Genomic DNA, 14883 nt, shown 5'->3' with positions numbered 1-14883 from the left:
AAGCAGCGGCGCCGCCGCCCTGTCGCAAAGACCGGACACCACGCCCGGGAGGGTTAAGAGGAAGGCTAAGTGAGAGGGTATGCGCTGCTAGTGTGCGGGGGTGGAGGTAGGTGACCGTGGCTACTGAGGAAGAGCTGTTCGCGTCCGTCGACGCACTGCTGGAGGAGGAGCCGCTCCTCCCGTCTCCTGCGGAGCGCGCCCGGTTGCGCGAGGCCGCCGGTATCACCCAGGCGCGTCTGGCGGCCGCCTTGAAGACGTCGACGCAGTCGGTGAAGAACTGGGAGAACGGCCGCTCCGAGCCGAAGGAGCCGCGCCTGTCGGCCTATCAGCGGCTGCTGAAGGGCTGGGCGGCCAAGTACCCCGCGTCGCCCGGCGCTTCCGTCGCCGAGCCCGCCCCGGTCGTCGCACCCCGGCCTGAGCCGGTACCGCAAACGTCCGCCGGCCCGGCCGCCGCGCCCGGGGCGAAGGGTTCCGTACCGGCCGTCCGCCGCCCGGCGACGGCGTCGTCGGCCCCGGCCGTGAGGAGGGCCGCCGCGCCCGCCGTCGACTCGCGCTTCCCCCACGGCCCGCTCGCCGTGCTGGACGGCGACGGCTCCGCGTACGGCGTCGACGGCATCGTCCTGGACTGCCCCGCTCGCACGGTCCCGGAGCTGGTGGAGTGGACGCTGCGCGAGTCCGGTCTCGGGGCGCCGAAGCTGCACCGCCACGGCAAGGACTCCGACCCCCTGATCGTGCTCACCGCCGCGGCCGCCGTGAAGCTCGGTCTGCCGGAACGGCTGGAGGGCCACGAGCAGCGCCGCTCCCTGCGCCTGCCCGCGGACCATCCGGTCGTGAAGCAGGTCGCCAAGGCGAAGTGGCGGCTCACCCGGCGCGGGTTCGGCCCGTGGGCGCGCATCTACCGCACGGCACAGGGCGGTCAGCGGCAGTGCGTACAGCTCGCCGTCCTGTCCTGGGACGCTCTCGACGAACGGTCGTGGCCGGGCGTCACGGAGATGGAGCCGGCCGGCATCGCCCGCGCCCTCGGCGTCTACGCCCGGCGCGTCATCACACCGCGCGGCTCCACGGCCGTCTCCGGACTGGAGCTGATGACCGCACTGCGCCCGCCCACGAGGGCCGTGCAGGACCCCCGGACCGGCAACTGGGTCTCCGGCCACAACCCCGGCAGTCTCGGGACGGACCCGATGGATCCGGCGCCGCCGGAGGCGACCCAGGAGCATCCCGTGGTCGTGAACAGCGGCTGGATGGGCGGCTTCCTCGACGAGGAGGCGTACCAGTGGGTGCGGCCGGTGGACCTGTTGACCGATGAGGAGTGCCATCTGCCGTACGCGGTCGGCCTGGACCTGAACACGGCGTTCCTCGCCGCCGCCTCCCGGCTCACGGTGGGGCTGTCCGGCCCCGAGCACTTCGTGAACCCACCCTTCAACCCCAAGGTGCCCGGATCCTGGCTGGTGGATCTCTCCCACGTGGAGCTGGACCCGCGCCTGCCCAGCCCGTTCACGCCGACCGGGGAGCGCCCGGCGGGGCCGGCCTGGTACCAGACGCACACCGTCGCCTACGCCCAGGAACTCGGGTGCAACGTCGCTCCGCTCGAGGCGTATCTCCGCCGCGAGACCGGCGCGTACCTGGACCCGTGGCACGACCGGCTGAAGAACGCCTACGTCGACACTCTCGCCGATCTCGGCGTCACCAAGGACCTGTCCGATGCCGAGTTCCTCGAGGCGATGGAGCGCCGCACGCAGGCCGACCCGGGCATGGCGGCCGTCCTCTCGGCAGTCAAGGCCACGGTCAAGGGCGGCGTCGGCAAGCTGCGCGAGCGTCCGCAGGGCAGGACCTACCAGGAGGGCGAGCGGTGGCCGGCCCTGGAACGGCCGACCTGGCGCCCCGACATCCGCGCCGCCGTCATCAGCAAGGCGCGGGTCAACATGCACCGCAAGCTGCTGAACATGTCCCGGATGACGGGCCTGTTCCCGCTCGCCGTGCTGTCCGACTGCGTCGTCTACCCCTCGCCGGGTGACAGCCCGCTCGACTTCCTGCCTTACGCCGCGTCCGGCAAGCCGCTGCCCGGCGGTTTCCGTCTGGGACCGTCGCCGGGCCTGGCGAAGCTGGAGGGCGTCCAGCCGATGCTGTGGGCGGTCGACCTGATGGAGAAGGGCCTCAACCCCGCCCGCCACATCAAGGGCGGCGACGCCGTCCTGGACGAGGGGGAGTGAACCGTGGGGGAGATCGAGGACGCCATCGAGCGGGCCGACCGGGAGGCCGTCACCCGGCAACCGCCCAAGACCCTGAAGGGGCGTGTCGGTTACCTGATCAGGAAGATGGGCAGCGCGAAGGCCGTCGCCGAGGAGATCGGCGTCACCGCCGACTCCGTGAACCGCTACCGGCGCGGCGCGCGCAAGCACGCCCGCGCCGACGTCGCCGCGAAGATCGACGAAGCGGTGCTGGCCCGGTGGCAGCCGCAGGTGCGCAGGCGCCGGCGGGAGCGGGCCGCCACCACGAGCGGGATCACCGTGGAGACGAGGGCCCGTTTCGGGTACACCGCGCCGGTCGGCACGACCGACGACGGACGGTTCCGGCGACTCACCGTGCACCTTCCCCCGGCGTACGCGCAGCGCCTGTTCGACGCCCGTGACACGGGCGCGGGCGACCGGGAGATGCGCGGGATCATCGCCGAAGGGTTCAAGGAGGTCTACTTCCAGGACGGTGGAGCCCGCGCCGCGGGGCTCTCGGAAGTCGCCATCAACGACATCGACTACCTGGATCTCGACTACTGACGCGGGTGATCGGGGCCGGGCGGGGACGACGACCCGCCGTGCCGGGTCCCGAGCGCCGGCAGCTTGCGACCTCGCGCCCGCGGACCGCCGGCAGCGGTATGCGGCCGCAGGGGCCGGCGCGGTCCGGCGGCTTGCCCGCCGCGTCGGGCGCGCGGTCCGCCGAGGGTGAAGTCCGGCATTCCGTGTCGGGCGCCGGGGTCTCGCAGGGGTGTCGCCGACGCGCGCCGTGGTTCCGCTTCCGTCCAGCGCGTGGACTGCTGGACGGAAGCGGAGCGGTCCCCTTCGGTCGTTCTTCAGCACAAGGGGCCGCGCGGCCTTCCGGACCGGAAGGTGCGACGCCGGGGCAGGCGTCCCTCGTCCATGGTGCGCCATCCCGCGGGCACCACGACGAGAAGTGAGCTTTCGGCATCAAAAGCGTTAATTACGCCTGGATCTGCCCGTACCGAAGGCCGTGATGGAGTAAGGGACCCGGGCGGATGACGCCCGTCATTGTTCCGCATGTCCCTGATCGCGTTGAGGGCGTGCGCCCGGCGCACCATGCTGTCGTCCAGGTCCCCACCGCAGCGCATCAGCACCGCCGCGGGGGAGCCCTTCCGGACTTCTTCTCCCTCTCAGGGAAGGTGCGATGAACAGCAGGCAGGTGATGACCGTGGCCGTACTGGCGGCGGTTCTCGCATGGAGCACGGTGATGACCGTGCTGGGGCAGCTCGCGGCCGTGGCCACGTTACTGCCCTCGCTCGGGCTTCTCATCCAGCAGATCGTCTCCGCGTTCGGCGGCGGCTCGGGTGCGCGGCCGGGCACGACACCGACGGCTCCCGCGGCCGCCGCGCCGGCCGCGAGCGAGGAGCCGTGATGAGGAAACCGCCCCCGGTCCCGGGCCGGCCCGACGGAGATCCTTCCGGTCGCCGCGGCCGCCCGCCCGAGCCGATCTGCGACGAGGCCGGATCGCTCCACCGGACCTGGCTCGAGCCGGTTCGCAAGTGCCTCGTCGCCAAGGGCCTGACCCTGGACGAACTGGGCGAACTCTCCGGCTACTCCAAGACCAGGCTCTCCGAACTGCTGCGCGGCAAGGGCTACTACCCGGGCTGGCAGATCACCTACAACGTCATCCGGGCCCTGGACATCCCCGTCGGCCCGCTGCGCCGGCTGTGGACCGCGGCCGCGGTGGAGGCCGAGAAGAACGACGTCTGGATCAGGAACCGGATCCGTGACGTCAAGCCGCCCGGCCCGGACGAGCAACCGGTCGCCCACCTCGGGCTCACCCAGGCGATGTGGCAGCCCTACACCGCCTACGCCCAGGCCTTCCTGCAGACCGAGCGCCGCGCCCGGCAACTGGTCGCCCAGACCTTCGACATCCTCTGGCTCACCTGGGACGAGGCGACCGCCAGCCCCGACACCCCGCGCTACGCCTGGCAGTTGCTGCGCTCCCGGGTCCACGCGGTCGCCGCCAAGCGGCCCGACGGCCGCCCCGACCTGAGGTCCGCGGCGTTCTCCACCGCCGGCCAGGCACGGATCACCGACCTCACCGCGCGCCTGGCCCGGATCGACGTCCTCGCGCAGTTCTTCGACACCATCACCCGTCTGCCCCCGGACCAGATGGACGTCACCATCCTGCGCTACCTGTGCGACATCGCCCCGGACGCCGTGCCGGGCGTCATCGGCCTGTCCCCGGCCATCACCCACACCCTGGACCACCACGCCCGAGGGGCTCTGCACCGGCTCCTCCCCGACACCGACCCCCAGGAGTGATCCCCCCGCCATGACGATCATCGACGACCTCCTCGCCCAGTCGCGGCTGCTGCACCGGCCCCATGTCCCCTGCGACACCGTCCCGTACGACGACCTGGCCTACGCCGGACTCATGGAGGAGGGCCTGCCGCTCCGGGGCGCCGGGCCCGAGCCGGCCGACGAAGGCGCCGCACAGAGCCTCGCCGCCCTGTGCGAGGCGGTCGTCGCGCACTGCGCCTCCGACCAGCTCGCCGACTTCCTCACCGACCAGCTCCCCCAGCCGCGGGCCGCCTGGATCCTCGGCTGCGTCCTGCAGCTCGCCGGTGCCGAGGACGGCGCCCGCTTCTGGTGGCAGTACGCAGCCGGCGCCGACGACGCCCCCGCCTCCTACTGCCTCTATCTGCAGCACCTGGCCCGCGGCGACACCCACGCCGCCGCCCTGTGGCACGCCCAGGCCGACGTCCCCACCGGGCAGGACGAGACGGAATCCGGACAGGACGCCCCGGCCTGCCGCATGGCCAGTGCCGACACCAGCCTCTCCACGGTTCTGCGCGTCCTCAGCCGGCTCAGCCACACCGCCCCGCGCCGGCACACGCCGACCGCACGGGCCGTCATCGAGTTCGTCACCACGGCCGTCGCCATCGGCTACGACCGCCACCCCGACCTGGAGATCCCGGTCCCCGGCAAGGACTTCGCCGAACAACTGGAAATCATCATCGCCGCGGCGTCCGGCACGAACCCCCGCATCGCATCGGACCCAGTGCCCACCGCAGCGCTGCCCAACAGGTCCCCGCTGGACAGCGCCGTCGAACCCGTCCCGGCCCGCGAACGGCCGCGGGGCCCTCGTCGCCTGCTCGTGGAAGTCACCTCCGAGGACCAGGAACCCGCCACCGCGCGCGTGCTGTTCGAGCAGGCGGTCTCCGTGTGCTGGGAGACGGCCACCGCCGCCGGCAGCACGGACGGCCGCGGATCCCGCATGACCTACTACCTGAACCGCTTCCGTACACGAGCCGCCCTGGCCTTCTCGCCGGCCCCCTCCGGATTCGGGTCCAGGGCACCGTCCGGACTCAGGGCGTGACACGTCCCCCAGGCGCGGACACCCGACTGCGCACGGCCCGGCACCCCGTCCGGCTCCCGTGACGACAACCGCGGAAGGGGGCGCCTTCCAGGTGTCCGCCGGGCCGGTGCCCGTGGGGCGTACATGAGCACGGCCATGCGGACCGGGCGCACCGGGGCGCGGGTGACGCCGAAGCGGCCGACGGCGACGGCGTTCTCACAGGGTGCGCAGGCCCCGGTCGGCGAAGGCGATCAGCCATTCGAAACTGTCGTCGACGTCGGTGCTCCACTGGAAGCCGTTGGCCGCCTGCAGGGTGGCGAAGCCGTGGCAGAGGCTGCGGAGCATGCGCAGGGCGTGGTCCGTGTCGCGCTCCGCGACGTCGTAGCCGCGCAGGACCGCCCGGAACGCGTCGAGCACCCGCTTCCCCTCGGCGGCCAGCGGGTCGTCCGGGCCGGACGGTTCCAGGCCGATCGTCGCGGCGTACCGGCCGGGGTGCTCCAGGACGAAGGCGCGGAAGGCGCGGGCCGCGGCCGCCAGGGCGGCGCGGCCCGCGTATCCCTGGACCGCGCCGCCGACGGTGTCGGCGGTCTCGCCCAACGCCAGGGCCGCGATGCGCCGGTTGAGGTCCTCCTGGCCGCCCACGTGCTTGTACAGGGACGGGGTGCGCACGCCCAGCCGCTCGGCCAGCAGACCCATCGTCAGGTTGGCGAGGCCGACCTCGTCGGCGAGGGCGGCGCCGGCCGCGACCACGGCCGTCGGGTCGAGGCCGGCCCTAGGCACGGGCGGCGTCCGAGCGGAGGAAGGCGAGCACGAGCTCGACCACCCGGTCGGGGAACTGGTCGTGCGGGTAGTGGCCGGCGCCCTCGATCAGCTCGAGGCGACCGAGGCCGGACGGCAGGGCGCCGACAATCGCCGAACCCTCGGCGTGCGGGTCGGCCCAGTCGGGGTCGAGCGTGCCCATCACGACCAGGACCGGGCAGCGGACGTCCGCGAGTCGGGCGCCGGCGTCGGCCGGGGCGCTGCGGCCCATGCCCCGCATGGCCTTCATCCGGCCCGGCTCGCGCAGCAGGGAGTCGATGCGGCCCAGCCGCTCGGTCCAGTCGGCCGGCTTCACGCCGGGGTAGGCCATGTCGAGGTACGAGCGCCACAGCGGCAGGCTGCCGAGCGCGCCCGCGCCGAGCAGCCGCAGCATGGCCTCCCGGAACCGCTTCACGCGCAGGTCGCCGAGGCGGATCGACTGCTTGCGGGTGAACGGTGCCAGCTCGACGACCGAGGTGATCAGCGAGGGCTCCTGCGCCGCGGCGATGGTGGCGGCGCCGCCGGAGACCGAGTGGCCGACGAGTACGGCGGGGCCGCCCAGGTGGCGGATCACGGCGAGCAGGTCGCCGGCGATGGCGGTGCGGCTCCAGGCCGGCCAGTCGACGCTGGACTCGCCACAACCGCGCAGATCGACCGCGGCGACGCGATGGCCCGCGGCCACCAGCTGCGGGGCCACCGCGCGGTACGCGGCGCGGCTGTCGCCCATGCCGTGCGCGAGGACGACCAGCGGGCCCGACCCCGCCACCTCGTAAGCGATCGTGCCGTCGTCGACGTCAAGGTACTCGGTCATGACACCCCTCGATGCAGCTAATTGTGTTAGCTAAAAGCTAATCTCATTAACCAAGCCTGTCAATGGCGGGATGCGGCGGGCCGCCGCCCCCACGGCACCCCGAGGTCCGGCTTCCGCCCCGATGCCGCCGGGACGCGAGCCGGGCACCCGCACGCCCGGCGCCCGGGTCGCGCCCGTATGTGACGGGGATCACGCCGAAGGGAAAACTCGCCGCCCGTTCCCGGCGTCTAGCAGGCGTGAGATCAGTCAGGAAGGCACCGGGCGAGCTGGACGAGGAGCGCCTCGTCCGGCTGGTGGCCAGGGGTGACCGGGCCGCGTTCGAGGAGCTGTACCGGCGCACCGCGCCGTGGCTGGCGGTGCGGCTGCGCCGCCGCTGCGCGGACGAGCAGATCGTCGCCGAGGTCATGCAGGAGACGTATCTGGCGGTGTGGCGCGCGGCGGGTGCGTTCGCCGGCACCGCGGCCGGAGGAACGGCCGTCGGCTGGCTGTGGACGATCGCCGCGCGCCGCCTCGTCGACGCGTTCCGGCGCCGGGCCCACCACGCGGAGCCGCCGCCCGCGGCCGCCTCGCGGACCATGGCGCCCGCCGCCGAGGAGGAGGTGCTCGCGGCGACCGTCGGCGGCGACGTCGGCGACGCGCTGCGGCGCCTCGCCCCGGAGCTCAGAGAGGTGTTGCAGGCCATGGTGCTCGACGGGATGTCCGTCCGGGAGACCGCGGTCCTGCTCGGGCTGCCCGAGGGGACCGTCAAGACCCGTGCCCGCCGGGCCCGGATCGCGATGCGGAAGGCGCTGGCATGAGTGGGGAACACGCGTCGATGAGGATCATCGACGGTTACGCGCGCGGCGGCACGGACATCCCCGCCGACGAGGTGTGGGCCCTGGAGGCTCATCTGGAGACGTGCCGGGTGTGCCGTGACCGGCTGTCGGCCGCCGTCGCGGCGCAGGCGCCGGGCGTGGCGGCACTGGTCGACACCGTGTGGTCCGGCCTCGGACCCCGGCTGACCGCCACCGCCCCGATGCCGCGCCGCCGGCGCCGGCCGCCGCGGCTGTCGGGGTGGTTGACGCCCACGATGGTGCCGTGGCTGGCCATGGTCGTGAGCGTGACACTGCTCGCGCTGCTGCTGGACCTGCTCGGCACCGGATCCGGCGAGGTGTCGCTGGTGCAGTTGCTGGCCCCGGTCCTGCCCGTGCTCGGCGTCGCGGCGTCGTGGTCGCGAGGCCTGGACCCGGCGTACGAGCTGACGGCCTCCACGCCGAGGGCCGGACTGCACCTGGTGCTGCGGCGCACCACGTCCGTGCTCGTCGTGGTCGTGCCCGTGCTGCTGGTGGGCGGATGGGCGACGGGGGTGACGGCCGCGCAGTGGCTGCTGCCCTGTCTGGCCCTCACCTCGGCGGCCCTGGCGCTCGGCGGTGTCGTCGGCGTGACCCGGGCCGCTGTTTCCCTGGTGGCCGTGTGGGCCGGCGTGGTCGTGGCGCCGTCCCTGGCCGCCAGCCGTATGACCTTCGTCCTGCAGACGGGCGCCCTGCCCGTGTGGGGACTGATCCTCGCGCTCGGCACCGGTGCCGTGATCGCCCGCAGGGGCGCGTACTCCGCGCCGGGAGCCCATCGATGACCACAGGCAGGATTCCTATGACGCCCGCGATGAGCGCGGCCGACATCGCACCGACGGCCTACGCCTGGCAGATCCGGGCCACCGCCCTGAAGGTCAGGGCCAGCAGGAAACGCATGGCCGTCGACGGGCTCGACCTGTCGCTGGGAACCGGCGTGCACGGTCTGCTCGGCCCCAACGGGGCGGGCAAGACCACCCTCATCCGGGCGCTGGCCACCGTACTGCGTCCCGCCGGAGGCACCCTGGAGCTGCTCGGCACGGCTGTGGGCGGCGTGGGCGAGCACCGTGCGCTGCGCCGCCGGATCGGCTACCTGCCGCAGGAGTTCGGCTACTACAAGCGCTTCACGGTGCGCGAGTTCGTCGAGTACATGGCCTGGCTGAAGGAGGTGCCCAAGGCGGACATCCCCGCGGCGGTCCAGCGCGCCGTGGAGCGGGTGGGCCTGGCGGACCGCGCCGACGAGCGGATGAAGGCCCTGTCCGGCGGCATGGTGCGGCGGGCGGGCATCGCCCAGGCCATCGTCAACGACCCGTCGGTCCTGCTGCTGGACGAGCCGACGGTCGGCCTGGACCCGGCGCAGCGGCTGCGGTTCCGCGAACTGCTGCAGCAACTGGGTACGGACACCTGCGTGGTCGTCTCGACCCACCTGGTGGAGGACGTCGCCGCCGCCTGCAGCGACGTGGTGCTCTTCGCCGAGGGCCGGCTGGTCTTCCAGGGCACCCCGGACGAGCTGGCCGCGGCGGGCGGCCCCGAGCACGTGGGCGACAGCCCGCTGGAGCGCGGCTACTCGGCGCTGCTGCAGGGCCCCGAGCAGGGAAGGGGGAACTGGTGAACACCCGTGTCCTGAGCATCGAGCTGAGGCGTTCCCTCGCACCGTGGGCCGGGGCCGCGCTCCTGGCGGCCGCGCTGGGGTTCCTGTACCTGATCTCCGGCCCGTGGTGGAGGGGCACCGCGACGTGGACGGGCCAGTGGACGTCCATGGCCCTGTGGACCCGCTCCCTGCTGTTCTACCTGTGGCCGCTCGCCGTGGGGCTCGGGGCGCTGCAGGGCCTGCGCGACCACCGCTCGAGGATGTCCGAGCTGCTGACGAGCACATCGAGGCCCGCCTGGCACCGCGCGGCCGCGCTGACGGGCACGACGGCGCTCTCGCTGGCCTCGGCCTTCGCGCTCCTCGTCCTCGTGGGCGCGGTCCAGGTGCTCGGCAACACCGAGTACACGCATCTCGGTTGGCTGCCGGTCTCGCTGGTGGGGGCGTTCTTCCTGGTCGCGGGTTCCGTACTGGGCATGGGGGCCGGGCGGGCCCTGCCGTCGGCGCTCACCCCGCCCGCGCTGGCCATGGGCGCCTTCGTGTTCACGGCCCTCATGCACATGTCGTTGGGCCGGACGAGGACGACCACGGCGGCCGGCGTCCCGAGCACGGAACCGAAGCGCATCTCCCTGCTCTCACCGGCCGTGCAGGAGGTGCGCGACGTGCTCGTCACGCTCTCCGCCCCCGTGCACGTCGGGCAGACGATCTGGCTGCTCGGCATGGCCGCGACCGGCTTCGCGCTGCTGGTCGCCGCGACCTCGCGCGCCCGGCTGGCCGCCCTGACGCCCGTCCTGGCGGGCGCGGTGATCGCCCTGCTCGTCCTCCCCTCCGACCCGCGCCGGATGTACGTCGTCGACGAGGCCGCCGCGGAGCCGGTGTGCGACGGCCCGGTGTGCGTGGCCAAGACGCACCAGGAGCGACTCGCCGACGTGGCGGGTCCCGGCAAGGAGGCGCTGCGCCTGCTGCGCGGCGCCCTGGGCGACCGGGCACCGGTCTCGGTCCGGGAGAACACCGCCGTACTGCCCGATGGCGCCGTGCCGCAGTGGTCCCGCACGACCGTTCTCTTCGACTTCGACGACGAGATCATCGCCGCGGCCCAGGGCGAGGAACTGACCCGGGCCCTCGTCGCCCAGGGCATGGTGCCGGGGTGTTCCCCCGTCGGCTGGACCAGCGTGGGGCGGGACACGTTCGCGCAGACCGTCGCGGTGGGCTGGGTCCTCGGGGACCTCAGGCCGCTTCGCGGCACGGAGCCGGCGAGTTGGCGCCGCGAGGTCGACGCCGAGAGCCGCCCGGTGTGGAAGGAGCTCACGGCGCTGCCCCGGGCCGAGCAGCTCGCGCGGATCAACGCGATGCGCGCCGCCGCGCTCTCCTGCGAGGGCGACGCGTTCGACGCGCTGAACGGCGGTGCGTCCCGGTGAGAGGGGTGATCCTGTACGCGCGTGCGCGTCGGGTGCCGGCCTCGCTCGCCGCGGTGGTGATCAGCGCCGTGGCGGTAGGGGCACTCGCCCGGGACGGGGGCGGGGAACCCGGTGATCCGCGGCTGCCCGTGCTCGTCCTCGCCGCGGGGGTCATGGCGGCCTCGACCGGGCTGGGCGGGCAGGACCTCGCGCTGGACCGGACGGCCGCGATCCGCTGGGTGCCCCGCAGAGCGGCGCACGTACTGCTCGCCGGCGCGGTGGTCGGCACGGTGCTGCTGGCGGTGCAGACCATGGGCGCGGACCTGGCCACCACCGCGTTCGTCGTCAGGGACAGCGCGGGCCTGATGGGGCTGGCCGCCCTGGGCGCGGCGCTGTCGGGCGGACCGTACGCGTGGACGCCGCCGTTCGCCTGGCTCTCGTTCGCGTTCTTCGCCCCGCCCCCGACGAGTGTGCCGATGCAGGTGGCGACCTGGATGCTGCTGCCGCCCGGCACGGCGGCGGGCACCTGGACGGCCCTGGCCCTCACGGTCGCCGGCACCGCGGCCTACGCCGTCGCGGGACCGAGACGGTAGCCGGTACGGGCCCTCCCGCCGACCCGGTCACGGGGCGAGCGGCCCTGCGGTCGCGGAGGGCCGGTCAAGCGCACGCGGGAGCCGTCCGGGTCACGGCGGTTCTCGGCGCGGTGACGCGGCCGGCGCGGTGGCACGGGACTCGTCGACGGCGCCCGGGCACGGCGGCACGGGCGGTGGCACCGGCTCGATAGAACCTCCGTACCTGGGCAGACGCCTCTTGGATCTTCTTTGACGATCTCAGGAGGGGAAGCATCACCATGACCGTACCCGCCCGTGCGCCGCGTCCCGTGCGCCGCTCCCGCCGCTTCGAACTCCGCTCGACGGCCCTGTACTTCGTCCTTCTCGCCGTCATCCTGACATCGGCGGGCACGGTCGTCCGCACCGTGACGGCCGCCGCCGAACGGCGCCCCGCCTGGGCCGTCGCGCTCGTCCTCGTGGGCGTCGGCGCTCTCGTGGCCGCCTTCCGCAGAAGGCGCCGGATACCGGCGGCGAGGCTCGCCCGCCACGCCGCGAAAGCCCTGGACGAGGCCACGGAGACGGCGGTCGAGGCACTCGACACCGCCCGGCCGCCTTCCGCCGCTCCGCCTGCTCCTGCGGCCGGCCCCGTGGACGCACGGACCGCCCCCCTCCCCGGACCCGTGAACGAGGTGTCCGCGGACGTCGCCGGGATCGGCTACGAGGCCCTGGACCCGGCCGAGTTCGAGCAGGCGGTAGCCGAACTGTGCCGACGCGACGGCTGCCTCGACGTGGAGGTCGTGGGCGGGGCCGGCGACCTGGGCGCCGACGTCGTGGCGAGGACGCCGGACGGGCGCCTGGTCGTCATCCAGTGCAAGCGGTACTGCGAGGGCAACCGAGTGGGTTCCCAGGACATGCAGCGGTTCGGCGGTACGTGTTTCACCGTTCACGGGGCCGATGTCGCCGTCATGGTCACCACCAGCGACTTCACCGCTCCCGCGCTCGAGTACGCCGAGCAGTGCGGCATCGTGTGCGTGGAGGGCCGTGAACTCCTGCGCTGGCAGGACGGCGTGGGACCGCGGCCGTGGGAGGCGGCGTCCGCGGCCGGCTGAGCCCGGGCGACGTGCTCACCACGGAGAACGGACCGCCCGCCGTTCGTTGACCTGGGGACGCGGCGCCGCGGGCCCGTCGAATTCGACCTCGCCCATGCGCCCGGGGAGGTCGGCGGAACTGTCCGTGTCCTCGGCGGGCTCCCGGGTCAGGAGTTGCAGAAGCTTCCGAGGGACGGTTCCAGCAGGTCGAAGGCGCGGGTCGCCTCCGGCGCGACGATCGCCTCGATCTCCTCGTCAGTCCGCCCCGCGAGGGTGAGGTACTGGATACGCTGGAAGAGGATGCGGTGGACGGCGCCGAGCAGACCGGCGGCCGTGCGGACGGTGAGATCGCGGCTCGTCACGGTGTCACCCGGGCGCGCCCCCGTGTCCCGGCCGACGGCCCACCTCAGCCGGTACGCCCCCGGCCCGCACGGATCCAGCCCGGTCCGCCCCAACGAGGAGCACGCGTTGCCCGACACCCAGCCCGTCACCGTCCCGCCGATGCCGCCACTGCCAGCCCAGGGAGAGCGCCTGATCGAGCTGGGACTGCACACGCGCGCCGGGATACCGGCCGAGGAAGTCCGCGCCTTCGCCGAGCAGCACCGGGACGAGAGCGGTGGCACCCTGCTGGCCGTCCACCCCGACCGCGTTCCCGCCTCGGTCCTCGCCCCGCTGCTCCGCCATCGCGACAAGCCCGGCTTCGTCGTCACCGACATGCCCGACGTCGACCGCTTCACACCCCACGGGATCGACCTGCCCGCCGGCCCGCTCCACCTGGTCACCGGCGTCGACCGGGGCGACCACATGGCCAACTGGAGCCCGGAGGAGGCACTGCCCGCGCTCACCGAGGAGGACCGCACCCCGCTGCTGCTCACCGAAGGCATCCACTGGGTGCTCCAGCAGCCGGCAGTCCTCGAGCGCAACCGCTGCTTCATGACCATCGGCTCCCGGCTGCGCAAGCCGAACGGCACGTACGACGCCCGTACCCCCGCGATCTGGATCAGCAACGGCACCGGCCGGGACGGCCGCGAGAGGCGCGACGCCCCGAAGGTCGGCTGGTGCTGGTGGGGCAATCGCCACACCTGGCTGGGCTTCGCCTCCGCCGCGCACCGCGGAGACTGACGGACACGCACGGAGCGGTGCGGACGATCCCCTCCTGCGGCCGGTTCGCGCCGTCGGCGCCGCCACGGCGCGGGCGGCGCGGACCGCTGCGGCTGCTCGCCGTTCTCTCCGACGGTGACGCCGGGCACGGCCGTAGGACACACCGCGCCACCGCAGGGCCCACCGCTCCCGGTGGGTCCTGCGGCATGCGCCTCGACGCGCTGACCGGTCCGCGCCCAGGAACACGATCGCCCGGGGCCGCCGATCTTCGGGACGGGCGGCCGATGCCGGGAGCGCACGGCCGGGTCGCCCGCCGATGGCGGCGCGGTCCCGGTGTGCCCCTCCGCACCGACCGCGGATCAGGACTCGACGATCCGGCGCACGTTGTCCACGGAACCGCAGTCGGCCTTCAGCCGGCGCTCGCGCTCCTCCAGGAACGCAGTGCCCAGTTCCTCCCGCCGCCGCATCGCCACGTTCTCCCGTGCCCCGTTGAGGATGGTCCGCTCCTCCTCGTCGGCGTGGTGGGTGACGGCCTCCACGAGTGCCTCCAGTTTCGAGTCCCACTCCTCGGACCCGACCTCCCGGACCTCGAGCAGCTCCAGAAGGGCCTTGTTGCCCTCGTCGTGTTCTTCCTCGCCGTGCTCGACCTCTTCGTCGTCGATGTTCTTGTACCGCTTGAGGGCGGGGTAGACCTCGGTCTCCTCGGCCAGCGCGTGTGCGATCAGCAGGTGCGCGAACTCCTGCAACGCGGCCGCCCGGTCGGCCTCGACGCTGCGCATCCGGCGGAAGAGGTCCTCCATGCGCCGGTGGTCCTGGAGGATCAGCTCGACGACGTCCTGTGTCTCGGCCATGGAACGTGTACTCCTTGTGTGCGAGAGAAACGTGCCACTACCGATTGCCCGCTTCCGCCGGATTGAGTGCCCCCACCTTCGTGCCGGTCACCGACGGCGTCCGACACGGTAGCGGTCCCCCGGCCCGGCCCCTCGGAGGCGGTACGGGGCAGACGCTGTTCCCCTCCCGCGTACGCCCGCCCGGCGGCCCCGCGCGGTGCTTCCTCCCGCCCGAGGATCCGGCAGGGCCGGCATCCCGGTTCCCGGCACGCGTGTCCGCCGCACCGACCGGCGTCCGGTGGGGCGCACCGGCGGACGAAGAGCCCGGGTGAACGT

16 protein-coding genes are annotated in these 14883 nt (G+C 73.6%); 12 read left to right on the top strand and 4 right to left on the bottom strand.

Annotated features, from left to right (window positions below):
* Positions 1 to 116 precede the first annotated feature (116 nt).
* From tap to ACF07S_RS27260, 5 genes are all read left to right on the top strand, one after another.
* Complete coding sequence (gene tap, locus ACF07S_RS27280; protein WP_391975367.1) at positions 117 to 2210, top strand: telomere-associated protein Tap; 2094 nt, start codon at positions 117 to 119, stop codon at positions 2208 to 2210.
* A 3-nt stretch (positions 2211 to 2213) separates the two neighbouring features.
* On the top strand, positions 2214 to 2771 hold the full coding sequence (tpg, locus tag ACF07S_RS27275; RefSeq protein WP_391966765.1) for a telomere-protecting terminal protein Tpg: 558 nt from the start codon (positions 2214 to 2216) through the stop codon (positions 2769 to 2771).
* Positions 2772 to 3396: 625 nt separating this feature from the next.
* Entirely contained in the window at positions 3397 to 3624 is a 228-nt protein-coding gene (locus ACF07S_RS27270; protein WP_391966764.1) for a hypothetical protein, read from the top strand.
* On the top strand, positions 3624 to 4520 hold the full coding sequence (locus ACF07S_RS27265) for an XRE family transcriptional regulator (protein WP_391966763.1): 897 nt from the start codon (positions 3624 to 3626) through the stop codon (positions 4518 to 4520). The genes ACF07S_RS27270 and ACF07S_RS27265 overlap by 1 nt, the downstream gene beginning before the upstream one ends.
* Before the next feature lie 10 nt (positions 4521 to 4530).
* Positions 4531 to 5577: a hypothetical protein gene (locus tag ACF07S_RS27260; protein ID WP_391966762.1), complete on the top strand. Its 1047-nt coding sequence runs from the start codon at positions 4531 to 4533 to the stop codon at positions 5575 to 5577.
* Positions 5578 to 5772: 195 nt separating this feature from the next.
* Here the strand turns inward: ACF07S_RS27260 and ACF07S_RS27255 are convergent, their stop codons facing one another.
* Both ACF07S_RS27255 and ACF07S_RS27250 read right to left on the bottom strand, forming a co-directional pair.
* On the bottom strand, positions 5773 to 6306 hold the full coding sequence (locus ACF07S_RS27255; protein WP_391975393.1) for a TetR/AcrR family transcriptional regulator: 534 nt from the start codon (positions 6304 to 6306) through the stop codon (positions 5773 to 5775).
* A gap of 22 nt (positions 6307 to 6328) precedes the next feature.
* A complete protein-coding gene (locus ACF07S_RS27250) occupies positions 6329 to 7165 on the bottom strand; it encodes an alpha/beta fold hydrolase (RefSeq protein WP_391966761.1) in 837 nt (278 codons plus the stop codon).
* Positions 7166 to 7401: 236 nt separating this feature from the next.
* Here ACF07S_RS27250 and ACF07S_RS27245 point away from each other — a divergent pair, with 236 nt between their 5' ends.
* From ACF07S_RS27245 to ACF07S_RS27220, 6 genes are all read left to right on the top strand, one after another.
* On the top strand, positions 7402 to 7962 hold the full coding sequence (locus tag ACF07S_RS27245; RefSeq protein ID WP_391966760.1) for an RNA polymerase sigma factor: 561 nt from the start codon (positions 7402 to 7404) through the stop codon (positions 7960 to 7962).
* Complete coding sequence (locus ACF07S_RS27240; protein ID WP_391966759.1) at positions 7959 to 8777, top strand: zf-HC2 domain-containing protein; 819 nt, start codon at positions 7959 to 7961, stop codon at positions 8775 to 8777. The genes ACF07S_RS27245 and ACF07S_RS27240 overlap by 4 nt, the downstream gene beginning before the upstream one ends.
* A 17-nt stretch (positions 8778 to 8794) precedes the next feature.
* Entirely contained in the window at positions 8795 to 9604 is an 810-nt protein-coding gene (locus ACF07S_RS27235) for an ABC transporter ATP-binding protein (protein WP_391975366.1), read from the top strand.
* The gene (locus ACF07S_RS27230; protein ID WP_391975365.1) at positions 9601 to 10998 is read left to right on the top strand and encodes a hypothetical protein; all 1398 of its coding nucleotides are present in this window, start codon (positions 9601 to 9603) and stop codon (positions 10996 to 10998) included. Before ACF07S_RS27235 ends, ACF07S_RS27230 begins: the two co-directional genes overlap by 4 nt.
* Complete coding sequence (locus ACF07S_RS27225; protein ID WP_391975364.1) at positions 10995 to 11570, top strand: hypothetical protein; 576 nt, start codon at positions 10995 to 10997, stop codon at positions 11568 to 11570. Before ACF07S_RS27230 ends, ACF07S_RS27225 begins: the two co-directional genes overlap by 4 nt.
* A gap of 257 nt (positions 11571 to 11827) precedes the next feature.
* Positions 11828 to 12637 (top strand): restriction endonuclease, encoded by an 810-nt coding sequence (locus ACF07S_RS27220; RefSeq protein WP_391975363.1) that lies wholly within the window; start codon positions 11828 to 11830, stop codon positions 12635 to 12637.
* Positions 12638 to 12783: 146 nt separating this feature from the next.
* On the opposite strand, the gene ACF07S_RS27215 is transcribed toward ACF07S_RS27220, so the two are convergent.
* Positions 12784 to 12978, bottom strand: a complete 195-nt coding sequence (locus ACF07S_RS27215) for a hypothetical protein (RefSeq protein WP_391975362.1) — start codon at positions 12976 to 12978, stop codon at positions 12784 to 12786.
* 106 nt (positions 12979 to 13084) lie between these two features.
* Between ACF07S_RS27215 and ACF07S_RS27210 the strand changes: the two genes are divergently transcribed.
* Positions 13085 to 13738, top strand: coding sequence for a DUF5701 family protein (locus tag ACF07S_RS27210; protein ID WP_391966753.1), 654 nt, complete (start codon positions 13085 to 13087; stop codon positions 13736 to 13738).
* Between the two features lie 338 nt (positions 13739 to 14076).
* Here the strand turns inward: ACF07S_RS27210 and ACF07S_RS27205 are convergent, their stop codons facing one another.
* Complete coding sequence (locus tag ACF07S_RS27205) at positions 14077 to 14568, bottom strand: hemerythrin domain-containing protein (protein ID WP_391966752.1); 492 nt, start codon at positions 14566 to 14568, stop codon at positions 14077 to 14079.
* Positions 14569 to 14883: the final 315 nt, after the last annotated feature.

Source organism: Streptomyces sp. NPDC016640 (assembly GCF_043076215.1).
Lineage (GTDB): Bacteria > Actinomycetota > Actinomycetes > Streptomycetales > Streptomycetaceae > Streptomyces.
This window is presented reverse-complemented; position numbering and strand designations above follow the sequence as displayed.